16 protein-coding genes and 1 pseudogene are annotated in these 23,537 nt (G+C 64.9%); 9 read left to right on the plus strand and 8 right to left on the minus strand.

Translation table 11 applies throughout. The features are described from left to right. Positions 1-237: 237 nt before the first annotated feature. The 3 genes from DEF76_RS16910 to atzF form a co-directional block, all read right to left on the minus strand. A complete protein-coding gene (locus tag DEF76_RS16910) occupies positions 238-1,323 on the minus strand; it encodes an isochorismatase family protein (protein WP_114913291.1) in 1,086 nt (361 codons plus the stop codon). A gap of 152 nt (positions 1,324-1,475) precedes the next feature. Further along, positions 1,476-2,177 carry a GntR family transcriptional regulator gene (locus DEF76_RS16915; protein WP_114913292.1) on the minus strand — a complete coding sequence of 234 codons (702 nt, stop codon included), beginning with the start codon at positions 2,175-2,177 and terminating at the stop codon, positions 1,476-1,478. After that, entirely contained in the window at positions 2,174-3,970 is a 1,797-nt protein-coding gene (gene atzF, locus DEF76_RS16920; protein ID WP_114913293.1) for an allophanate hydrolase, read from the minus strand. Before atzF ends, DEF76_RS16915 begins: the two co-directional genes overlap by 4 nt. Before the next feature lie 425 nt (positions 3,971-4,395). Between atzF and DEF76_RS16925 the strand changes: the two genes are divergently transcribed. The 9 genes and pseudogenes from DEF76_RS16925 to DEF76_RS16960 all read left to right on the plus strand — a co-directional run bounded on the left by DEF76_RS16925 (position 4,396) and on the right by DEF76_RS16960 (position 11,926). After that, entirely contained in the window at positions 4,396-5,520 is a 1,125-nt protein-coding gene (locus DEF76_RS16925) for a BMP family ABC transporter substrate-binding protein (RefSeq protein WP_114913961.1), read from the plus strand. A gap of 29 nt (positions 5,521-5,549) precedes the next feature. Next, positions 5,550-6,683, plus strand: coding sequence for an ABC transporter permease (locus DEF76_RS16930; RefSeq protein WP_114913294.1), 1,134 nt, complete (start codon positions 5,550-5,552; stop codon positions 6,681-6,683). Next, positions 6,676-7,596 carry an ABC transporter permease gene (locus tag DEF76_RS16935; protein WP_114913962.1) on the plus strand — a complete coding sequence of 307 codons (921 nt, stop codon included), beginning with the start codon at positions 6,676-6,678 and terminating at the stop codon, positions 7,594-7,596. Before DEF76_RS16930 ends, DEF76_RS16935 begins: the two co-directional genes overlap by 8 nt. 22 nt (positions 7,597-7,618) lie before the next feature. Beyond that, entirely contained in the window at positions 7,619-8,602 is a 984-nt protein-coding gene (locus tag DEF76_RS16940; RefSeq protein WP_114913295.1) for a formamidase, read from the plus strand. 29 nt (positions 8,603-8,631) lie between these two features. Further along, complete coding sequence (gene biuH / locus DEF76_RS16945; protein ID WP_114913296.1) at positions 8,632-9,315, plus strand: biuret amidohydrolase; 684 nt, start codon at positions 8,632-8,634, stop codon at positions 9,313-9,315. Next, positions 9,312-10,832 (plus strand): ABC transporter ATP-binding protein, encoded by a 1,521-nt coding sequence (locus DEF76_RS16950; protein WP_114913297.1) that lies wholly within the window; start codon positions 9,312-9,314, stop codon positions 10,830-10,832. Before biuH ends, DEF76_RS16950 begins: the two co-directional genes overlap by 4 nt. A gap of 36 nt (positions 10,833-10,868) precedes the next feature. Continuing rightward, positions 10,869-10,967 (plus strand): annotated as a pseudogene (locus tag DEF76_RS20415) (IS6 family transposase); the annotation flags it as partial. After that, complete coding sequence (locus DEF76_RS20420) at positions 10,958-11,137, plus strand: hypothetical protein (RefSeq protein ID WP_205216047.1); 180 nt, start codon at positions 10,958-10,960, stop codon at positions 11,135-11,137. The pseudogene DEF76_RS20415 and the gene DEF76_RS20420, both read left to right, overlap by 10 nt. A gap of 171 nt (positions 11,138-11,308) precedes the next feature. Beyond that, positions 11,309-11,926: an HdeD family acid-resistance protein gene (locus DEF76_RS16960; protein WP_114913298.1), complete on the plus strand. Its 618-nt coding sequence runs from the start codon at positions 11,309-11,311 to the stop codon at positions 11,924-11,926. Positions 11,927-11,989: 63 nt separating this feature from the next. On the opposite strand, the gene DEF76_RS20250 is transcribed toward DEF76_RS16960, so the two are convergent. The 5 genes from DEF76_RS20250 to serA form a co-directional block, all read right to left on the minus strand. Further along, positions 11,990-16,594 (minus strand): SdrD B-like domain-containing protein, encoded by a 4,605-nt coding sequence (locus tag DEF76_RS20250; protein ID WP_114913299.1) that lies wholly within the window; start codon positions 16,592-16,594, stop codon positions 11,990-11,992. A 107-nt stretch (positions 16,595-16,701) separates the two neighbouring features. Further along, positions 16,702-17,334, minus strand: coding sequence for a PEP-CTERM sorting domain-containing protein (locus DEF76_RS16970; protein ID WP_162800724.1), 633 nt, complete (start codon positions 17,332-17,334; stop codon positions 16,702-16,704). Positions 17,335-17,535: 201 nt separating this feature from the next. Next, positions 17,536-20,655, minus strand: coding sequence for a multidrug efflux RND transporter permease subunit (locus tag DEF76_RS16975; RefSeq protein ID WP_114913963.1), 3,120 nt, complete (start codon positions 20,653-20,655; stop codon positions 17,536-17,538). 4 nt (positions 20,656-20,659) lie between these two features. Continuing rightward, positions 20,660-21,835, minus strand: a complete 1,176-nt coding sequence (locus DEF76_RS16980) for an efflux RND transporter periplasmic adaptor subunit (protein WP_162800725.1) — start codon at positions 21,833-21,835, stop codon at positions 20,660-20,662. 110 nt (positions 21,836-21,945) lie between these two features. Beyond that, positions 21,946-23,532 (minus strand): phosphoglycerate dehydrogenase, encoded by a 1,587-nt coding sequence (gene serA / locus DEF76_RS16985; RefSeq protein WP_114913964.1) that lies wholly within the window; start codon positions 23,530-23,532, stop codon positions 21,946-21,948. Between the last annotated feature and the right edge of the window lie 5 nt (positions 23,533-23,537).

Raw genomic sequence — 23,537 nt, forward strand, 5'->3', positions numbered from 1 at the left:
GGGGGCGGGAGATCCCCATCACTTGTCGTGGCATCCGCGGCGCGCAGAACCGCGACCTCGCGATAGACGCAGAGAAATTCGGCCATTTTCGTCTCGAAGGCTTCGTCACGCCGACCATCACGCCGACCGCATGGGCCGATGGATCGGCGCGATGGGCCAGTATGCTGCCGTTGCGTGACGGCAAGCGAGACCCTGGCGTGATGCGACATGCTGCGACAGTTCATTCGCGTTCTTGGGTCATGGCGGTAAGGCGAAATCGAGAAACGAAACATGGGCTGCAACGATCTGCCAGCGGCCGGCCATGCGTATCCACGTCTGCATCTGCCGACCGGTGCGGCCGCTATCATGCAGGCGAAAAAGCGTGCTCGCAGTACCGCTATCGCGGCCGAACGTGGTGAGGGTCGTGCGTGCGAGGTCACGCGCCATCCACACGCCTTCGGTCTTATCCCTGATCGCGCGCTGGGATTGGAGATAGGCGGCAATTTCCTCGCGCCCATGCTGCTGGTCAGCGAGGCCGTAACGAATTGTATGCGGGCTTCTCCAGAAGAAATCCGCGAGCGTGGCGAAGTCACCCGCGACCAACGCGACCTCATAGCGATAGAACATTTCGCGCAATTCGCCCCACGCCTCAGGGGCGTTAATGGCCGGGCCAGCCGGGTCGGTCGCGAGCGCCGCGATTACCGCCGCGCTCTCGGCAACCCAGCCAAAAATGCCGCCCTGAGCAACGATCATGTCGAGGGCGGCCTGATGAAAGCGCGGAAAATAGGAGCCGGTGGCATCCGCGACGACGACACAATCATAGCCGCGATCATTGGCTTCGCGAAGTGTTGTCTGGACACAGACTTCTGTGGTCACGCCGCAGATCACCAACTGACGAATGCCGCGGTTGCGGAGGATCGACTCGAGATCGGTCACGTAAAAGGCGCCTTTGCCAGGCTTGTCGATAACCGGCTCGTCGCTTGCCGGAGCAAGTTCGTCGACGATCGCGTGACCGGCCTCGCCGCGCACGAGCAGCCGCCCCATCGGGCCAGGATCGCCGATGGCGATCTTCGGCTGGCCGCGCGCGCGTTTGGCCGGTGGCAAGTCGGCAAGATCCGGCCGATGTCCCTCGCGGGTGTGGATCACCAACATCCCCGCTCCCCGTGCCGCAGCACGGAGGCGACCGATCGGGGCGATCAGGCACCGAAGCGCATCAGGATCATTGCCGAGCACGGCACCATAGCCATTGGGCTCGAGAAAATCGCGCTGCATGTCAATGATCAACAATGCCGCGCGGGCGGGGTCGAGATCGAACGAATAGGGCTGGGCGGCGATACTGGCCATAGTCTTTGCTTTTCTCCTGATGTCTCGAAAGGCACAGCGCGGCTGAAGAACGCCTTACACGATGAGGGCAGGCAAGAGGTGTGCCAACGCGATCATGCGCTGGTGTGACGCTGGCGAAGAGACAAAATGGGCTGCGGTCACAAAGGCCGGGATTATCCCGGCGGCGCGGCGTGGGCGAAGCTCGCATAGGCCGCTTCGACGAGACCGAGATGTTCGCGCATCAAGCGTGCCGCTGCTTCGGCCTCGCCGCGTTCGATCGCCAGCGTCACCGCCAGATGCTCGGCATGCGAACGCGGCAGGCGGCCGAGGGTGCGGAACTGTGCCCGGCGATAGGGCATCAGCCGCCGGCGCAGGCCCCGCGCGGTCTCGGCCAGCAGATCGTTGTGTGCGCCGGCATAAATCCGCTCATGAAAGGCGATATTGGCTTCGGCGAAGGCCGCCGGATCGCCCACGCGCACCAGCGCCGCCATGCCGGCGTGGAAAGCGCGCAGATCGTGGCGTTCGCGCGCCGTCATCGCCAGCGCGGCCTGGCGGGCGCAGACCGCCTCGATCTCGGCCATGGCGACGAACATTTCCGCGAGCCGCGCCGGTGAAACCGTGGTGACGATGGCGCCGCGATAGGGCCGGCGCTCGATCAGCCCGGCGGCGGCGAGCTGACGCAGCGCCTCGCGCACCGGCGTCCGCGACACCGCGAAACGGGCGGCGACCGTGTGCTCGTCGAGCCGCGTTCCCGCCGGCAGCGCGCCGCTGGTAATAGCATCCGCGAGCCGCTGCGCGAGATCGTCGGCGCGGGTTGCCGCCGCTCGCGGCTCAGGCTCGGCCGCGGAGGGCGCAAACGTAGCGGCAAGCGTCATCGTCGCGCCTCACGCCAGGCGCGCCAGCCGCCGAAGCGCGTGATATCCTCGCCCGCCGCGCCGGCCTCGCAGATGAAGCCGAACGTCGGCGCGCCGCCTTCGAGCAGGACCGTGCCGAGCCCGAGCGGCGGGGCGATGCCAGCCAGAAGCGCGGCCAGCGCGGCGCTGGGCAGCGCCCAGATCTCACCCGCGATCGCGGCACCGCCTTCACCGACCGGCACCAGGCCGGGGCGCGGCACGGCGCCGGGCAGGGCCAGCATGCGATAGCGCGGCGCGGTGCGGCAGGGGCGGCAAAAACGGCCGCCGAGGGCAAGCAGGGCGGGGTTTAGCGCCTCGCCCGCGAGATGGGCGCCAAACACCGCGATCTCGATCTCGGGATGAACGTTGTTACCCTCCGGCGCCGGCACGGCCGCCGGCTGGGGATGGCCGGTCGCCCCGAGCGGTGTCGCGGCATCACGCTGCATGCGCTCGGCGAAGGCGGCGAGCACGCCGTCATGAAAGGCGGGGCCGATCAGGGTCACGCCGGCGGGGAAGCCATTGGACGAGAATCCGCCCGGGATCGCGATCGCCGCGAGGTCGAGGAGATTGGTGAAGTTGGTATAGCGGCCGAGTTCGCTGTTGGTCGCGATCGGCTCGGCGGCGATCTCGGCGAGGCTGAAGGCGCCCGACACGCTGGGGACGAGCAGGAAGGCGAGGCGCTGCCAGAGCGGCGCTGTCGCCTGGCGGAGGGCCGCGAGCCGGTGCTGAGCGGCGAAGAGATCGACGGCGCTTGCCGCGAACCCGGCGCCGACGATCTCGCGGGTTACCGGGTGTAGCCCCTCCGGGTTTTCGGCAAAGATCGTGCGGAGTGCCGTGCTGCGCTCGGCGACCCAAGGGCCATAGAGTAGGGCCGCGGCCTCGGCGAAGGGCGCGAAATCGATCTCCTCGGCTTCGCCGCCGGCGGCGACGGCGTGGGCGATCGCCTGCTCGAACACCGTGCGCGATGCCGGATCGCCGTGGAACACGAGCGCCGCCGGCGCCGGCACGCCGAAGCGAAACCGCGCCGGCGGGCGCTGGGCGAGGGAAAATCCAGGGGGTGCGGCGCGGCTATAAGGGTCGGCGGCGTCGAACCCGGCGGCAACCGCGAGCACCGCCCGAGCATCGGCGACGGTGAGCGCAAAGATCGAAACGCAATCGAGTGAGCGGCAGGCGGGGACGACGCCGCGGGTGCTGATTAGCCCACGAGTCGGCTTGAGGCCGACGAGATTGTTGAAGGCGGCGGGCACGCGGCCGGAGCCAGCGGTATCGGTGCCGAGCGCGAAGCTGACCAGGCCGGCGGCCACCGCGACCGCCGAGCCCGAACTCGACCCGCCCGGCGCCATCGCCGGATCGAACGGGTTGCGCGGCGTGCCATAGGGCGAGCGCACGCCGACCAGGCCGGTCGCGAACTGATCGAGATTGGTCTTGCCGATCAGGATTGCCCCGGCGGCGACGAGGCGCGCGACCACCGGCGCCGACTGCGCGGGCTGATAGGCAAAAGCGGGACAGGCGGCGGTGGTCGGGAGGGGGGCCGCGTCAATATTGTCCTTGACCGCGAAGGGGATGCCATAGAGCGGGCCGCGCGCCAGGGGCGCTTGCGCCGCGAGCGCCTTCGCCTCGGCGCGGAGATCCTCGGCGGGACGAAGGCTGATCCAGACATGATCATCGCCGGCGGCGGCGATCCGGCGGAGGATGTCATCGACCACGGCGAGCGGCGTCGTCCTGCCCGCGGCATAGGCGGCGGCGAGACGCGCGAGATCGAGGCTCAGCGCCATGGGTGTCGCCAATGTTGCGGCCCGCGGTGAGAAAATGTCGTCATCCGTATCTCCTTATGCATCGCCTTCTATGCATCGCATTCTCTGGCCGCCCCTTTGCCCGCATGCCGGCCAACCTCTGTACCCCAGAAGCGCCCCGGGATATGCCTTGGGGAAATACAAGAACGAGGCCATTCCCGCCGCTTCGGGTGATCTTACGGCAAATTCTCCCCGTGCTGCGGCAGGCGCGCGCTATTTTGCCAGATTTTCGGCAGAGTCGGCATAAATTTTATGCAGTGCATGCGATTTTGTATGCAAATTCCTTCCCTGCCCGCTGTGCACCGCCGAATGCGCCTCGGCCCAAACGTGGCACGGGATTTGAATACGGTGAAGACCATGCCGAGCGCGGCTTTGCGCGCCGCGCGGCACTCTCGCCGGAGGAAAACATGGCTCTCGATCCCCTCGCTTCGCGTAACTTTTCCCGCCGCGCCCTGCTCGGAATGACCGGCGGCCTCGCCGCCGCCGCCCTCACCCCGGGCTGGCGCGCCGGCGCCGCCGGCACGCTCGAAATCGGCTTCCTCTATGTCGGCGCGCGCGATGATTACGGCTACAACCAGGCCCATGCCGAGGGCGCCGCCGCGGTCAAGAAAATGCCTGGCGTGAAGGTTTTGGAAGAAGAGCGCATCCCCGAGACCGTCGATGTCGTCAAGTCGATGGACAGCATGATCGAACTCGACGACGCCGCATTGCTGTTTCCAACCTCGTTTGGCTACTACAACCCCTTCGTTCTGCAGGAGGCGAAGAAATACCCAAAGGTGCAATTCCGCCATTGCGGCGGGTTGTGGACGGAGAAAGACCCGAAAAACGCCGGCAGCTATTTCGGCTATATCGATGAGTGCCAGTATCTCTCGGGTATCGTTGCCGGCCATATGAGCGAGACGAAGAAGCTCGGCTTCGTCGCGGCCAAACCCATCCCGCAGGTGCTGCGCAACATCAACGCCTTCACCCTCGGCGCGCAGCGGGTCGATCCCAAGATCACGACGACGGTGATCTTCACCGGCGACTGGTCGATGCCGGTCAAGGAGGCGGAAGCGACCAACGCCCTCGCCGATCAGGGCATCGACGTCGTCACCTGCCATGTCGACAGCCCGAAAGTCACCATCCAAACCGCCGAAGGGCGTGGGCTCTACACCTGCGGTTATCACGTCAACCAGGCGCCGCTCGCGCCCAAAGGCTATCTCACCGGCGCGGAATGGAACTGGGCGACGGTCTATCGTAATTTCGTTGCCGAAATGCAGGCGGGCAAGCCGCTGCCGAATTTCGTGCGTGGTGGCCTGCGCGAGGGTATCGTCAAAACCTCGCCCTACGGCGCCATGGTGCCGGCGGCGGCGCGCGCCGAGGCGGATGACGTGAAGGCCAAGCTCGTTGCCGGCGAGTTCGTGATCTTCAAGGGGCCGGTCGCCGACAATAACGGCAAGCAGGTGATCGCGGCCGGCGTCGATCACGGCCAGACCGATCTCTGGCTGGAAAAGATGGACTGGCTCGCCGCCGGCGTGATCGGCAAGACCTGAGGGCGGCGGGACGGGGCGCGCGGGCCGGCATGACCTCCCTCACCCGTGGTTTCACCCTGGGCCTTGGCGCACATCAGGCAATGCGGGGCCGCTGGCTTGGCCGGATTGCCGAGGCATGGGCGCTCCCGCTCCTCGCGTTGACGGTCGCGCTTGTCGCATTCGGCGCCTTTCTCGCCGCCTGCGGCGTTGATCCGCTTTCAGCGGCGGCGCTAATCTGGCGCGGCGCCTTCGGCACCTGGTTTTCGTGGCAAAACACGCTGCAGAAAGCCTCCCCCTTGCTTCTTACCGGCCTCGCCATGGCGCTCCCGGCGCGGGTCGGGCTCATGGTGATCGGCGGCGAGGGCGCGCTGGTGCTCGGCGGGCTTGCCTGCGCGGTGATCGGCCCGGCACTCTCCGGCCTCGCCGGAAGCGCCGGCGGCGCCCTCCTCGCGCAGGCCTTGATGCTCGCGGGCGGCATGGCGGCGGGCGCGCTCTGGCTGATGATCCCGGGCGCGCTGCGCTTCTGGCGCAGCGTCAACGAGACGATTTCTTCGCTCCTCCTCAACACCATCGCCATCGCGGTGATGAACCAGCTCGTCGAGGGGGTGCTGCGCGACCCGTTGAGCCTCAACAAACCCTCGACGGTGCCGCTCGCGCCCGGCCTCATGCTCGGTCAGATCCCGGGGCTATCGGTGCATGTCGGGCTCGGCTTCGGGCTGATTTTCTGCCTTGCCGCCGGCGTTCTCATGCAGCGGACGAGCTTCGGCTTCGCGGCCAGCGTCAATGGCGGCAATCCACGCGCGGCGCAAATGGTCGGGATCGATGTCGGGCGGCTGATCCTGATCGCCTGCGCCCTGGCTGGCGCCAGTGCCGGGCTCGCCGGCGCGGTCGAGGTCGCCGCCGTCCAGGGCAGCGCCACCGCCTCGCTCGCCGCCGGCTACGGCTATAGCGGCATCCTGGTCGCCTTTCTTGCCCGCCACAACCCGTTCGCGATCATTCCGGTCGCCCTCCTTCTCGGCGGGATCGCGGCGAGCGACGGGCTGCTGCAACGCCATCTCGATCTGCCGGACGCGACGGTTGCGGTGCTGCAGGGCTTCGTTTTCATCGCCGTACTCGCCGCCGAGACGTTTTCCGGGCGGCTTCGGCTTCCGCTTCCCCTCAGGGGTGAGCCACGCGATGGCTGATCTCGGCGCAGCCGGCGTTGCCCTCGCGCTGTTCGGCGGCGCCATCCGCGCGAGCACGCCGTTTTTGTTCGTGAGCCTCGGCGAGTGCCTGACCGAATTATCCGGGCGCATCAATCTCGGCCTCGAAGGCACGCTGGTCTGTGGCGCGATGAGCGCTTATGGCGCGGCGTTGCTTTCGGGCTCGCCCTGGCTCGGCGTGCTTGCCGCAGCACTCGTCGGCGCGCTGCTCGGCGCGCTCCACGCCGGGCTCTGCAGCCTCAAGCGTGTGAACGACATCGCGGTCGGCATCGCGCTGATGGTGCTCGGCACTGGGCTTGCGTTCTTTTTCGGCAAACCCCTGATCCAGCCCCGCGCGCCGATGCTGCCGGCACTGCATGTCTGCCCCACTTGCCAGTTCGCGCCGCTTCGCGCCGCCCTCGACATCAACCCGCTGTTCCTGATCGGCGTCGTGCTCGCCTTCGTGCTGCGCTGGGGGCTTGCCAATACACGGCCCGGTCTCGTGCTCCGCACCGTCGGTGACAGCAGCGAGGCGGCACGCGCGATGGGCTATGCGCCGCTTTGGGTGCGGCTCTGGGCGACGATGGCGGGCGGCGCTCTGGCCGGCATCGGTGGTGCCTTTCTTTCGCTCTATTATCCCGGGTCGTGGAATGAGGGGCTCTCCAGTGGCCAGGGGCTGATCGCCGTCGCTCTCGTGATTTTCGCGCGCTGGCGCCCGCTCGCCTGCCTCTTTGCCTCCCTCCTGTTCGGCGCCGCCGGCGCCTTGGGCCCCGCGCTGCAATCGATCGGCGTGCATCAGGGCACGTATCTGTTCAATGCCGCTCCCTACGCACTGACGCTCGCGATCATGATCGCAAGCGCCTCACGTCGCGGTACGCGCGTCAGCGCGCCTGGTGAATTGGGTGCGATGCATTGAAGATAAGGAACGGAGCAAAAGCATGAGCGGTCTTGGCGGTCTGAACAAATCTCCCGCCGGCGTCGTCATCGGCCTTGTGCAGCTTGCGCTGCCGATGGTCGAGACGCCGGCCGATCTCGCAGCGCAGACACGCCGCATCGTCGCCCTCGTCGGCAAGGCGCGGCGGGCGCTGCCGGGGATGGATATGGTCGTCTTTCCCGAATACGCGCTGCATGGCTTGTCGATGAACACCGCGCCGGCGTTGATGTGTCGGCGCGACGGGCCGGAGGTCGCCGCGTTTCGCGATGCCTGCCGCACGCATCGCATCTGGGGCTGCTTTTCGATCATGGAACACAATCCCGGTGGCAATCCCTGGAACGCCGGTCTCGTCTTCGACCCTGACGGCAACGAAAAGCTTTACTATCGGAAGCTTCACCCCTGGGTGCCGGTCGAGCCCTGGGCGCCGGGGGATCTCGGCATCCCTGTCTTCACCGGGCCGAACGGCGCGCGCATGGCGCTGATCATCTGCCATGACGGCATGTTCCCGGAAATGGCGCGCGAGGCCGCTTATAAGGGCGCCGAGATCATGCTGCGCACCGCGGGCTATACCGCGCCGATCCGGCATGCCTGGAAACTCACCAATCAGGCCAACGCCTTTTGCAATCTCATGTATACCGCGAGCGTCTGTCTCGCCGGCAGTGACGGCACGTTCAATTCGATGGGCGAGGGCATGTTCGTCAATTTCGACGGCATGCCGCTCGTCGAAGGCAACGGCCTCGCCGATGAGATCATCACCGCTGAACTGCGCCTTGATCTCGTGCGCGAGGCGCGCCGCCTGTGGGGGGTCGAGAACAATATCTATCAGTTCGGCCATCGCGGCTATGTCGCCGTCGCCGGCGGCGCGCGCGATTGCCCCTATACCTACATGGCCGATCTCGCCGCGGGCCGCTATCGCCTGCCCTGGGAAGATGACATCGCGATCACCGATGGCACGGGCTTTGGGTTTCCGCCGCCGCCCGCAACGTGAGCGTGAGCGAAATAACGAGGAGCCGATCGATGTTCTTCCCCACCATCGCCGCCGATCCCTATCCCTGGCCCTATGACGGGACGCTTTCTGCGCGGACGACGGCGCTAATCGTCATCGACATGCAGACCGATTTCTGCGGCATCGGCGGCTATGTCGACAAGATGGGCTATGATCTCTCGCTGACGCGGGCACCGATCACGCCGATCTCGAACGTGCTCGCCGCGATGCGCGCGGGGGGTTTTCCGATTTTTCACACCCGCGAGGGCCATCGCCCCGACCTCTCCGATCTGCCGGCGAACAAACGCTGGCGGTCGCGCAAGATCGGCGCCGGGATCGGCGATCCCGGCCCCTGCGGGCGCATCCTTGTGCGCGGCGAGCCGGGCTGGGAGATCATTCCCGAACTCGCGCCCATCGCCGGCGAGGTGATCATCGACAAGCCGGGGAAGGGCTCGTTCTACGCCACCGATCTCGAACTGATGCTGCGCACGCGCGGCATCACCAATCTCATTCTCTGCGGCATCACCACCGACGTCTGCGTTCACACGACGATGCGCGAAGCCAATGACCGTGGCTTCGAGTGCCTGATCCTCGCCGATGGAACCGGCGCGACCGATCACGGCAATCATCTCGCGGCCCTCAAGATGGTGACGATGCAGGGCGGCGTGTTCGGCGCGATTGCCGACAGCGCGGCAGTCCTCGCGGCCCTGTCATGACGGCGTCTGGCGCCGCGTCGCTCGAAGTCGCCGCCATGAGCAAGCGCTTCGGCGCCAATATCGCGCTCGCGGATGTCGATATGCGTATCCCGGCCGGAACGCTGCACGCGCTGCTCGGCGAAAACGGCGCCGGCAAAAGCACGCTCGTCAAATGCATCATCGGGAGTTATCGCGCCGATCGCGGTGATGTCCTGCTCGACGGCCGCGAGGTTGCGATCAACGGGCCGCGCGCTGCGCGCGCGCTTGGCCTTGGCATGGTCTATCAGCATTTCACGCTGGTCAGCGGCATGACGGTCGCGGAAAACATGGTGATGGCGCGCCCAAGAATCCCGACGATCGTCAATTGGCGGGCCGAGCGGCGAGCCCTTGAGGAGTTCATGGCGCACATGCCGTTTCGGGTGCCGCTCAATCGTCGGGTCGCGACGCTGGCCGCCGGTGAGAAGCAGAAGGTTGAAATTCTCAAACTTCTTTATCTCGGGTGCCGTTTTCTTATCCTCGATGAACCGACGGCGGTTCTGACGCCGGCGGAAGCGGATGAAGTGTTGCGCTTTCTCCGCGATCTCGTCGAGGCGCATAAACTCACCGTGCTGATGATCACACACAAATTCCGCGAAGTCACCGCCTACGCCGACGCGGTGACGGTGCTGCGGCGCGGGCGGCTGGCTGGCGCCGGCGCCGTCCGCGATCTAACGCCGGCGGCGATGGCGGCGATGATGGTCGGCACCATGCCGGCGGCAACACGCACCGATCGCAACACCGCACCATCTCGGGAAACCCGGCTTAAAATCGAAGCCCTTGCCGCCATCCGCGATGATGGGGTCGCGGCACTCGATGGGGTTTCACTCTCGGTTCGCGCTGGAGAGATCGTTGGCATCGCCGGGGTTTCTGGCAACGGCCAGCGCGAACTGGTCGAGGTGCTGGCCGGGCAGCGGCGGGCAGTGGCGGGCGAGATCCGCATCGATGGCCAGCCATTCCGTTTCACACGCGCAGAAATTCGCGGCCATGGCGTGCGCTGCCTGCCGGAGGAGCCGCTCGCCAATGCCGGGGTCGCGCGGATGACGGTTGCCGAAAATCTCGCCCTTCGCGATTTCGATGTGCCCCCTTTTGCCGCCCGCGGCATCTGGCTCGATCGCGCCGCGATGCAGGCCGCGGCGGCGCGGAAAATCGAGGACTATAATGTCCGCCCGCCCGATCCCGATCTTCGGCTCGGCGCGCTTTCCGGCGGCAACGTCCAGCGCGCGATCCTGGCGCGCGAACTGACCGGCGAGGTGCGCGTTCTGATCGTCGCCAATCCCTGTTTCGGCCTCGATTTCACGGCCACGGCGGAAATCCGCGCGCGCTTGATGGCCGCGCGCAATCGCGGTGTCGCGATCTTGCTGGTGAGCGAGGATCTTGATGAAATCCAGGAGCTCGCCGACCGCATCCTGGTGATGGCGGGTGGTCGGATCGCCTATGAAAGCAGCGCCGCCAAGGCCGATCTCGCCGCGATCGGCATGGCGATGGCGGCGCATGACTGATCTCACGGCATGTATCCGGCACGATTGGAATTTGGGCTCTACCACATACTCAGCCTGAGCTTTCGGGATGTCGAGCTGATCCTGGCCGGGCGCGGCGTGATCGTCTCGTATGAGACTATCCGCCGATGGTGCCTGAAGTGCTGCACTACCTCGGGCGCGCCGTCGATCAGGATGGCGTCGTGCTCGATATCCTGGTGCAGAGCCGCCGCGTTCAGGGTCTGGCAAGAGGAGACGTACGCCCAAAGCGCGGCACCATGATGTACCCGGCCTCCGTCGTGAGCCAAAACATGACCGAGCTTGGTTAAGGTGGCCATGCCCAGAACGGCGCTACTTCCAACTTGATTTCCCAGGTCCGTGGCCCTCATCATGGGGGGCCAGTTCAGTCACCTGGTTATTCACCCGATTGCCCTGGGATGGCGACCATTGACAATCAGCCGCCCGGGGCCGCCAGATGGCGGCAAAAGGAGTCGTGCCCCATGGTCACAAGCGAAGACAATTCCCCTCCGGTTTCGCTGGAATCGGTAGCAATTTCGCAAGTTGCCGGTGTCTTGCAAAAATCCTTGCATGCACATTGGCGGACATTCCTCGCCGAAGGGATCGTCCTTTGCATGCTCGGGCTTGCCGCCATCGTCGTGCCGCCGCTGGCCGGATTGGCGGCGACGATTTTTCTCGGCTGGTTGTTCGTGATCGCCGGCTTCTTCGGCCTGGTTTTCACTTTTCGGGCGCAGCGGGCGCCGGGTTTCGGCTGGTCACTGCTTTCGGCGGTGCTGGCCGTTGCCGCCGGCGGCGTGCTGCTCTGGAACCCGCTTCAGGGCCTGGTGACGCTGACCTATGTATTGATCGCATTTTTCATCATTGATGGCATTTTCATGATCATGCTGGCGATCGCCCATCGCCGCGATCTCACGGGCAAATGGGAATGGGTGATGTGGAACGGCGTCATCGACCTCATTCTCGCCGGCTTGGTCATTTCCGGCCTGCCGGGCACGCTGGCCTGGGCGCTCGGCCTTCTCGTCGGCATCGATTTGGTGTTCGGCGGCGCCTCGCTCATCGCCATGGCGCTGCACGCGCGGGCTGAGTCCGGCGGCGACTGAGCGGCTTCGGCACTGCCCCTCCGAACAAAGAGTCGGCCTGTTCGGAGGGGCAGCGCCGTACGATCAGGCAACGAGATGCCCGCCCTGGTCGCCGATATACCCGACCAGTTTCAGGCTGCCGATGGTATCGCCGAGATTCATGCTGTGGGCGCCGCTGGTGTCATAGGCCATGGTCTGGATCGGTGCGTCGCCGGCAGCGAAATCGGCTTGGCTGCCGAAAATGAACGCGTAGGTTTCCGCGCCGGGGGTGGTGCTGAAATGGCTGCTCGCCCCGGTGTTGGCGATGTTGGTGAGCGGATTGAGCGCGGCATCGGCGTAGATATTCTCGCCGGTGGTGACGCTGCCCTCGAAATAGATCTGGCTGCCGCTGGCGAACGGATTGGCGTTGTTGGAGATTTCCAGGAACGCCAGCGACTGGCTGTTGGCGCCGCTGACCGAGGCGAGCGCGGTGCTGCCGGAGGCGAGGGACACCGTATCACCCGGGTTATAGGTGAATTCCAGGGTCTGCGCGGTGCCATAAAGGCTCGCGAGATTGCCGGTGGGCGCGCTGCCACCGACGGTGATGTCGCTGTTGGCGGCGAGAACCTGAATTTCCTTGGTGTCGCTTGCGGTGACGGTGACGCAGGGGGTGGTGCCTGGGTTCTGGTTATTATTGTCGCCCGAGCCGCCTTGGTTGCCGTCGCCGCTCTGCTGATTGGTGTCGCAATTCTGGCCCTGACCACCCGATTGGCCGCCCTGGCCGCCGCTGCTCCAGCCGCTTTGCTGCGTGTCACCCGAATTCGACCAGCCACTCGACCAGCCGCTTTGCTGGTTGGTGTCGCAGTTCTGGCCCTGACCACCCGATTGGCCGCCCTGGCCGCCGCTGCTCCAGCCGCTTTGCTGCGTGTCCCCCGAATTCGACCCGCCACTCGACCAGCCACTCTGCTGATTGGTGTCGCAGTTCTGGCTCTGACCACCCGATTGGCTGCCCTGGCCGCCGCTGGTCCCGCCGCTTTGCTGCGTGTCACCCGAATTCGACCAGCCACTCGACCAGCCGCTTTGCTGATAATTGTCGCCCGAACCGCCTTGGTTGCCGTAGCCGCTCTGCTGGTTGGTGTCGCAGTTCTGGCCCTGACCACTCTGCTGACTGCCACCAGATGAGCCCTGCTGGTTGTCACAGCCGCTAGGGCCGGTTGAGGACGGTGGGCATGTGCTGGCTGTCACGGTTACCGTATCAGCATAACCAGTATTGCCATTTGAAGGTTGTTGCTCACATCCCGGAGATGTCTGATCGCAATTCTGGCCCTGGCCGCCCGATTGGCCACCTTGCTGATTATTGTCGCCCGAGCCGCCTTGGTTGCCGTAGCCGCCCTGCTGGTTGGTGTCGCAGTTCGCGCCCTGGCCACCGGATTGGCCGCCCTGGCCGCCGCTGCTCCAGCCGCTTTGCTGCGTGTCACCCGAATTCGACCAGCCACTCGACCAGCCATTCTGCTGATAATTGTCGCCCGAACCGCCTTGGCTGCCGTAGCCGCCCTGCTGGTTGGTGTCGCAGTTCGCGCCCTGGCCACCCGATTGGCCGCCCTGGCCGCCGCTGCTCCAGCCGCTTTGCTGCGTGTCACCCGAATTCGACCAGCCACTCGACCAGCCACTCTGCTGATTATTGTCGCCCGAGCCGCCCTGGTTGCCGTAACCGCCCTGCTGGTTGGTGTCGCAGTTCGCGCCCTGGCCACCGGATTGGCCGCCCTGGCCGCCGCTGCTCCAGCCGCTTTGCTGCGTGTCACCCGAATTCGACCAGCCACTCGACCAGCCATTCTGCTGATCATTGTCGCCCGAACCGCCTTGGCTGCCGTAACCGCCCTGCTGGTTGGTGTCGCAGTTCGCGCCCTGGCCACCCGATTGGCCGCCCTGGCCGCCGCTGCTCCAGCCGCTTTGCTGCGTGTCACCCGAATTCGACCAGCCACTCGACCAGCCACTCTGCTGATTATTGTCGCCCGAGCCGCCTTGGCTGCCGTAACCGCCTTGCTGGTTGGTGTCGCAGCTCGCGCCCTGGCCACCCGATTGGCCGCCCTGGCCGCCGCTGCTCCAGCCGCTTTGCTGCGTGTCACCCGAATTCGACCAGCCACTCGACCAGCCACTCTGCTGATAGTTGCCGCCTTGGCCGCCTTGGTTGCCGTAGCCGCCTTGCTGGTTGGTGTCGCAGTTCGCGCCCTGGCCACCCGATTGGCCGCCCTGGCCGCCGCTGCTCCAGCCGCTTTGCTGCGTGTCACCCGAATTCGACCAGCCACTCGACCAGCCATTCTGCTGATAATTGTCGCCCGAGCCGCCTTGGCTGCCGTAGCCGCCCTGCTGGTTGGTGTCGCAGTTCGCGCCCTGGCCACCCGATTGGCCGCCCTGGTTGCCGTAACCGCTCTGCTGATAATTGCCGCCCGAGCCGCCCTGGCCAGTGCCCGACGTCTGATAGCTAACCGTGACGGTATATTGCCAAGTCTCTCCGGGGTTGAAAACACCGTTATGGTTAGTGTCCCCGATATTGTAGCCACCACTCAAAATCTGCTTGGCGGTGATATCATCGGGCTGCGACGCGGTTCCGATATTGTCCGTCACCTGTGGATTATAAAGATTTGTGTTGCCGGTATTGGTGACATCGATGGTGTAGGTCACTTGGCCACAATTATTGATGACAACCGAGCTCGGCACCTTGATGACCGAAATTGAAGGGCCAGAGGGGGTTGTGGTTCCCGTCGAACTCGACGGCACCAATCCGGCATCGATATTGGTGACGTTCTCGCCCGAGGTCAGCGTGATCGGCGCGGTGATCCCGGTCGTCTGGTTCGGGGCGCTACCGAGGTCGTTCGCAATCGAGGTCTGCGGCGACAGCGTGTAGCCGCTCGGTGTCACGAACTGAACTTCATAGGTGCCGGGCGTCAGATTGGTGAAATCATAGAGCCCCTGGCTGTTCGTCGTCGTCGTCTCGAGCACCGTGCCGCTGGTGTTCTCAAGCTCCACCGTCACCCCGGCCACACCCGGCCCGGCATTCACCCCGCTCTGGATCCCGGTCCCGGCCGTATCCAGAAACACGTTGTCGCCAATCGAGGCCGGCTGATAAAGCCCGGCATCGATGTTGGTGATGTTCTGGCCCGGCGCCAGCGTGATCGCCTGCGTGATCCCGGTCGTCTGGTTCGGGGCGCTGCCGAGGTCGTTCGCAATCGAGGTCTGCGGCGTGAAGTCATAGCCGGTCGGCGCCACGAACTGAACCTCATAGGTGCCGGCCGTCAGATTGGTGAAGTCATAGAGCCCCTGGCTGTTCGTCGTCGTCGTCTCGAGCACCGTGCCTGACGTGTTCTCAAGCTCCACCGTCACCCCGGCCACACCCGGCCCGGCATTCACCCCGCTCTGGATGCCGCTCGCATTCGGCGAGAGAAACACGTTGTCGCCGATCGAGCCAAGCGGCACCAATCCGGCATCGATATTGGTGACGTTCTCGCCCGAGGTCAGCGTGATCGGCGCGGTGATCCCGGTCGTCTGGTTCGGGGCGCTGCCGAGGTCGTTCGCAATCGAGGTCTGCGGCGACAGCGTGTAGCCGCTCGGTGTCACGAACTGAACCTCATAGGTGCCGGGCGTCAGATTGGTGAAATCATAGAGCCCCTGGCTGTTCGTCGTCGTCGTCTCGAGCACCGTGCCGCTGGTGTTCTCGAGATCCACCGTCACCCCGGCCACACCCGGCCCGGCGTTCACCCCGCTCTGGATCCCGGTCCCGGCCGTATCCAGAAACACGTTGTCGCCAATCGAGGCCGGCTGATAAAGCCCGGCATCGATGTTGGTGATGTTCTGGCCCGGCGCCAGCGTGATCGCCTGCGTGATCCCGGTCGTCTGGTTCGGGGCGCTGCCGAGGTCGTTCGCAATCGAGGTCTGCGGCGTCAAATCATAACCCGTCGGCGCCACGAACTGAACCTCATAGGTGCCGGCCGTCAGATTGGTGAAATCGTAAAGCCCCTGGCTGTTCGTCGTCGTCGTCTCGAGCACCGTGCCTGACGTGTTCTCAAGCTCCACCGTCACCCCGGCCACACCCGGCCCGGCATTCACCCCGCTCTGGATGCCACTCGCATTCGGCGAGAGAAACACGTTGTCGCCGATCGAGCCAAGCGAGGTCAGCGGGGTTTGCCCGAAGCTCTGACTGATCTGGCTGAACGTCGCTTGGGCGGTACTGGCGGCACTGGAGGAGACCGAGGCGATGACTTGGACATCGACCTTGAGGCTGGTCTCACCGCTCGTAAGCGGGATATCGCCCGCGATATAGGGCGGCGCCGTCGGGTTGGTGAGATTGACGGTGATCTGGCCAAGCTCGGCATTGGTGGTCGGGTTATAGACCGTCTCGATCGCGGTCAATGACTCGCCTGCGGCGACCGCCGAATCGGGAACCATCGAAAGGCCGAGATTGGTGATCGCGTCCGCAGCATTGGTGGAGGTGACGTCGTAGCTGAAATCAAGCGTCTCGCTGCCGCCGGGGGCGATGGCGCCGGTGTGGAATCCCGCCCACTCGATCTCGCCGCCGGCCACCGGGAGAAGAATGGCGGAGGAGGTCTGACCGATGAACGGCGTGACCGAGCCGCTATCGGTCTCGCTGACCGCAATATTGGTAAAGGCGAGGTTGAAGCCCGAAACGTTCGGAAACGTTTGTGAACTGGACATAAAGACCCCCCACGCCTTCTCGTCACTCGAAAAGACGGCTGATCCAAACCATTGAAAGGGGGGCAAGCCATGCCTGGCCTGCCCCGTGGCGTCACGTCAACCGCGCATCAAGCGGCGCGGGCACGGCGGGCGAAAAACAGCGCCCCGAGGCCCAAGCAGAACAAGCCGATCGTCGCCGGCTCTGGCACCGTATTGGTGGGGCCGGGGACATCGTAGAAATACTGCGTCACCGAAAGCAGGCTGGAGCTTGGGCTAACGGCGATATCCTTGGTGATGTAGATGTTATTATCGGCCGAACTCAGCGTCAGCGTCGTCGTGCTATTGAGGCCTTGGCCCGAGATGTGGGCGAGGCCAGTCCCTGTGCTGTAATCAGTGACATTCTCGCTCACCGTCGCGGTTCCGGTGCCGCCGCCGACGGCGAGGCCGATGCCGCTAATATTGCCGGGCGCGCTTTGCACCTCGAAGCCCAGGGTCAAATCCTCGGTGGCACCGGAGGTATTGGTCAGCAACGTGCCGCCATTCGCGCCGACGATCTCGATCCCGGCATAGCCGCCCGGCGAGGAGGTCACCGCGAGCATCTCGCCGCCGCAGCCGGAACCCGCGCACAAGATCCCCGAAACCGTCGCATCGCCGATCTGAAGCGAGTCGTTGCTGTCGTTCAGATTGATGCTGCCGGTCAGCGTGGAGGCCTGCGCACCCGCTGCCCACGCCAAATAACCCGCGACACTCGCGATCATCATTCTGGAAGCCATGCGATGCATTTGTAGCTTTCCCGTTGGTTTGCGTGGTGGCGTTGGCGTGATTGCCTGGCAGCGATCGCGATAACATTGACAAATGATTAACGTCAGCACTTTGCCGCAGACGCAAGCGCGACGTCAAGCGTTAATTAAGCAAATGTCAATTTTTGAGATGGATCGCCGCCGCCTGAGCCGGCGGGGCGTTCAGTCCGCTGCGGAGCCGAGCTTTTCCGCCAGACGCGAGGGTTTGCGCTGCCGCGCCGGGGCGAGCCAGTGCTGCAGACGATCGAGATAGAGATAGACCACCGGCGTCGTATACAGGGTCAGAATCTGGCTCAAGAGCAGCCCGCCGACCATGGTGACCCCCAGCGGGCGGCGGAGTTCGGCGCCGGCGCCACCTTCGAGCATCAGCGGCAAGCCGCCGAGCAAGGCCGCCATCGTCGTCATCAGAATCGGGCGAAAGCGCAGGAGACAGGCCTGCCTGATCGCCTCCAGCGGCGCGAGCCCCCCCTCGCGCTCGGCATGGATCGCGAAATCGACCATCATGATGCCGTTCTTCTTGACGATGCCGATCAGCAGAATGATCCCGATGATGGCGATCACCGAAAGATCGTTATGCGTCAACATCAGTGCGACCAGCGCGCCAACCCCAGCCGAGGGCAGTGTCGAGAGAATGGTCAGCGGCAGGATATAGCTCTCATAGAGTACGCCGAGGATGATATAGACGGCGATCAGCGCGGCGGCGACGAGATAGGGCTGACTCGAGAGCGAAGCTTGGAATGCCTGCGCGGTGCCCTGAAAACTGCCTTGCACGGTCGCCGGCACGCCGAGTTCGGCCTCGGCAGCGGCGATCGCCTTGACGGCATCGCCCAGCGCCGCCCCCGGGGCGAGGTTGAAGGAAATCGTCACCGAGGGGAACAGACTCTGGTGGCTCACCGAAAGCGGTGCGATCTTCGCGGTGTCGTAATGCACGAAGGTCGAAAGCGGCACCACCTGGCCATTGCTGCCCTTGGCGTAGAGAAGATCGAGCGTGTCCGGCCTGCCCTCGAGCTGCGGCGGCACTTCAAGCACGACATAATAGTAATTGAGCTGGGTGAAATACTGTGTCACCTCGCGCTGGCCGAAGGCGTCATAGAGAATATCATCGATCTGTTGCGGCTCGATGCCGTACATCGCCGCTTTGTCGCGGTCGATGACCAGGGTCGCGGTCGTGCCCGCCATCTGCTGATCGGTCGCGACATCGCGGAGCAGCGAAATCTTGCGCAACTGCTGCAAAACCCGCGGCGCCCACCGATAAAGCTCACCAAGATCGGGATCCTGGAGCGTGTATTCATACATGGTGCGCGACAGCCGCCCGCCGATGCGGATATCCTGCGCCGCTTGCAGATAAAGCCGCACGCCGGGCACGGCGGCGAGCTTGGGGCGCAATTCCTCGATCACCTGTTGGGCGGTGAGCTTGCGCTCGCCCCAGGGTTTCAGATTGATATAGGCGCGGCTGGAATTGCCGGTTTGTCCCCCTGCCCCGGCGCCGACATAGGCGGTGAAGGACTGAACATTCGGGTCGTGCATCACGACGTCGTTGATCGCTTCCTGACGCTGATACATCTCATCGAACGAGACGTCCTGCGCCGCATCCGCCATGCCAATAATCAGGCCGATATCCTGCTGCGGGAAAAACCCTTTTGGAATAATGATATAAAGATAGCCGGTGATAGCGACGGTGGCGAGGAAGGTGAGCAGGGTAAAAAACCGAAAACGCAGCGCGACATCGAGCGTGCGCGCATAAAACGCCACCATCGCCTCGAACATGCGCTCCATCAGGTTATAAAGCGCGCCATGCCTAGTCTCGTGGCGGAGAAAGCGCGAACACATCATCGGCGTCAGGGTGAGCGACACCACCCCCGAGACCAACACCGCCAAGGACAAGGTGACGGCGAATTCGCGAAATAAGCGGCCGATGATCCCGCTCATGAACAAAAGCGGGATGAAGACCGCAACCAAGGAGAGGCTGATCGAAACGATGGTAAACCCGATTTCCCCGGCGCCGACCAGCGCCGCCTCCATCGGGCGCATGCCGTCTTCGATGTGGCGGAACACGTTCTCCAGCATCACGATGGCATCATCGACGACGAAGCCGACCGCGATCGTCATCGCCATCAGCGAGAGATTGTCGAGGCTGTAGCCGAGCGCATACATCCCCGCAAACGTGCAGATCAGGGCAAGCGGAATCGCGACACTCGGGATGATCGTCGCCCAGAGCGTGCGGAGAAACAAAAACACCACCATCACCACCAGGGCGACCGACAACATCAAGGTGAATTCGACGTCATCAACGGAGGCGCGGATGGTCTGGGTACGATCGACGAGGGTGTAGAGATGGATCGATGGCGGATAGGCGACCTCGAGCTGCGGCAGCTTCGCTTTGACGCGTTCGACGGTGTCGATGACATTGGCGCCGGGCTGCTTGAAAATCACCAAAAGGATGCCGCGCTTGCCGTTCTGCCACGCCGCCAGTTCCCGGTTCTGCGCGCCATCGATCGCCGAGCCGATATCGCGCACCCTGACCGGCGCGCCGTTGCGGTAAGAGACGATGACCTGCTGATATTCCGACGCTTTGGTGAGCTGGTCATTATCGTAGAGGGTGAAGGAGCGCTTCGGGCCGTCGATGCTGCCCTTCGGGTTATCGACGGTGGTCTGGGTCAGCGCCGAACGCACGTCTTCCAGCGTCATCCCCATCGCGGCGAGCTTGGCGGGATCGACCCGCACCCGCACCGCCGGCTTCTGCTGCCCCGCGACCAGCACCTGCGCGACGCCGGAAATCTGTGAGAGCTGCTGCGAGACCACGTTCTCGGCATAGTCATCGACCACCGTGATCGGCAGCGTATCAGACTGCATCGCGAGCAAGAGGACCGGCGAATCCGATGGATTGACCTTGTAGTAGGAAGGCGGGCTCGGCAAGTTTTTAGGCAATTGCCCCGAGGCGGCATTGATCGCCGCCTGCACATCGCCGGCGGCGCCGTCGATGTTGCGGTTGAGATCGAATTGCAGAATGATTTGGGTATAGCCGAGCACGCTGAGCGAGGTCATCTGGCTGACCCCGGGGATGGTCGCGAATTGCTGCTCGAGCGGGGTTGCAACCGTCGCCGCCATGGTCTCGGGGCTGGCGCCGGGGAATTGCGCGGTGATGGCGATGGTCGGGAAATCGATATTGGGGAGGGGGGCCACCGGCAGGAACGGATAGGCGGCGATGCCGACCAAAAGCAGCGCCGCCATCAGGAGCGAGGTGCCGATCGGGCGGCGGATGAAGGGGGTCGAAATGCTCATCCCGTCAACCGCCTTCGCGCCCGGCCGCACCCTCGACGCTCGCCGCGTGCACCGCGACATGCTCGCCCTCGGCCAGCCGTGATTGCCCGTTCACCACCACCGTCTCACCGGCGCTGAGCCCTTGCGTTATCGCCGCGATCCCATCACGCTCCAGCGTCTCGGCCACCTTGCGCACCGTCGCCGTCTGATCGGGCTTGACGACGAAGACGAATAAGCCATCGGCGCCGCGCTCGACCGCCGCTTCTGGCACGGTGACGACGTTTTTCAGAACACCGATCTCGACGCGCGCGGTAATGTATTGGCCGGGCCAGAGATGATTATCGGCATTGGCGAACTGGGCCTTGAGTTTGATCGTCCCGGTGGTGGTGTCGATTTGGTTGTCCGGGGTCAGCAGCACCCCGGCCGACAGCAAGCGATGGCCATCCGAGCTATAAGCGCGCACCGGCACTGGCCCGCGCGCCAGCGCATCCATCACCCGCGGCAGATTAGTCTCCGGCAAGGTGAAAACGGCGGTGATCGGCTGGACCTGCGTCACGCTGATCAGCCCGCCGCTCTGGTTCGCGGTGATCAAATTGCCGGGATCGATCAGGCGCAAGCCGACACGGCCATCGACCGGCGAGGTGATGTGAGCAAAGGAAAGATTGAGCGCCGCCTGCTCGATCGCCGCCTCGTCGGCTTGGATCGAGGCGCGCAATGCGCCAACCGTCCCCTGCTGGTCATCGACATTCTGCCAGGATTGGAATTCATGCTTGGCGAGCACTTTGTAGCGCTCGAAATCACGCTCGGCGGCGACGAGATTGGCCTCGTCGCGGGCCTTTGCCGCGCGCGCCTGATCGAGCGCCGCCTGAAACGGCCTTGGATCGATCACCGCCAGGAGATCGCCCTTTTTCACCATCTGCCCTTCGGCGACGTTGACGCTCTGCAGATAGCCGGTCACCTGGGCCCGGACGGTGACGGCATAGAGCGCCTGGACATTGCCGATGCCGACCAGCTCCTCCGGCACGTCCGCCACCGCGGCTTGCGCCGTCACCACCGGCACCGCGAAGGGGGCGGGCGGCGGCGCCGCACGCGCGGCCGGCTCGCGCGCCATCATGCCAGCGCCGAAGGCGAACGCGGCGATGGCGCCCGCGGCCAGGGCGGCGGTATGCCAGCGGCGAAAGCGGGGATGGCGAATGGTCATGCGGCGGACCCCGAAGCGAAAAAGGAACAACAGCGTGCCATATCATATCCCAGCCGGCAAAATCCGAGCGCCGCCAGCGATAACATCCCCGCGATCGGGGGCGGCGGCGCTCAGAATTCGAGCGTCGCCGCCTGGCGCACCAGCGGCAGCCGGCGCACCGCGTCCAGAACCGGCTCCGGGACATCCTCATCGACCGAAACCAGGCAGATCGCATCGCCGCCGGCGCTGGCGCGGCCGAGATGGAAGGTCGCGATATTGATCCCGGCCTCGGCAAGCAGGGCGCCAAAGCGGCCGATGAAGCCGGGCCGATCCTCGTTCGTCACATAAAGCATGTGCGGCGAGAAATCCGCCTCGACCTGGATGCCCTTGATTTCGACGAGCCGCGGCTTGGCGCCAGCGAACAGCGTGCCGGCGACGCTCCGCTCATGCTCATCGGTCTCGACCGTGACCCGCACCAGGGTCTGATATTCGCTCGGCCGATCGAGCACCGTCTCGGCGATATCGAGGCCGCGTTCGCGCGCCAACACCGGCGCGTTCACCATGTTGACGCCGGCGAACATCGGCGAGAGCAGCCCGGCCAGCGCCGCCGCGGTCAGCGGCTTGTGATTGAGTGCTGCCGCCTGCCCCTCATACTCGATGGTGATACGGCGCAAGACCCCTTCACGTGCCTGCGTGAGCTGGCCGGCGAAAGCACCGAGCTGGCGGCAAAGTTCCATATAAGGCTTGAGCCGCGGCGCATCCTCGGCCGAGACCGAGGGCATGTTGATCGCGTTGGTAACAGCCCCGGTAAGCAGGAAATCGCTCATCTGTTCTGCAACCTGCAACGCGACATTCTCCTGCGCCTCCGAGGTCGCGGCGCCGAGATGCGGCGTGCAGACGACGTTCTCGAGCGCGAAAAGCGGATTTTCCGTCGCCGGCTCGACCGCGAACACGTCAAGCGCGGCGCCGGCGACATGGCCTGCGCGGAGCGCGTCATAGAGCGCCGCCTCGTCGATCAGGCCGCCGCGCGCGCAATTGATGATGCGCACGCCACGCTTGGTTTTGGCGAGAGCGGCGCGCGAGAGAATGTCGCGCGTCTCCTCGGTGAGCGGGGTGTGCAGCGTGATGATATCGGCGCGCGCGAGCAGATCGGCGAGCGCGACCTTCTCGACCCCGAGCGCGAGCGCCCGTTCCTCGCTCAAGAAGGGATCATAGGCGATCACCTTCATCTTGAGGCCGATCGCGCGGTCGGCGACGATCGAGCCGATATTGCCGCAGCCGATCAGCCCGAGGGTTTTGGCAAACAGCTCGACGCCCATGAAGCGGTTCTTTTCCCACTTCCCGGCCTTGGTCGATTGCGTCGCCTCGGGGATCTGGCGGGCGAGCGCGAACATCAGCGCGATCGCGTGCTCGGCGGTGGTGATCGCGTTGCCGTTGGGGGTGTTCATCACCACGACGCCGCGCGCCGTCGCCGCCTTGACATCGACATTGTCGACGCCAATCCCGGCGCGGCCAACCACTTTCAGATGGGTCGCGGCCTCGAGCAACTCCTTGGTAACCTTGGTCGCCGAGCGGATCGCAAGCCCGTCATAGGGCGCGATGATGGCGCGCAATTCGCTCGGCGTAAGCCCTGGGCGGAGATCGACCTCGAAACCACGGGCGCGGAAAATATCGACGGCGGCGGGCGAAAGCTTATCGCTGATCAGGATTTTCGGCATCTCGG

It is taken from the genome of Acidibrevibacterium fodinaquatile (assembly GCF_003352165.1).
GTDB classification, from domain to species: domain Bacteria; phylum Pseudomonadota; class Alphaproteobacteria; order Acetobacterales; family Acetobacteraceae; genus Acidibrevibacterium; species Acidibrevibacterium fodinaquatile.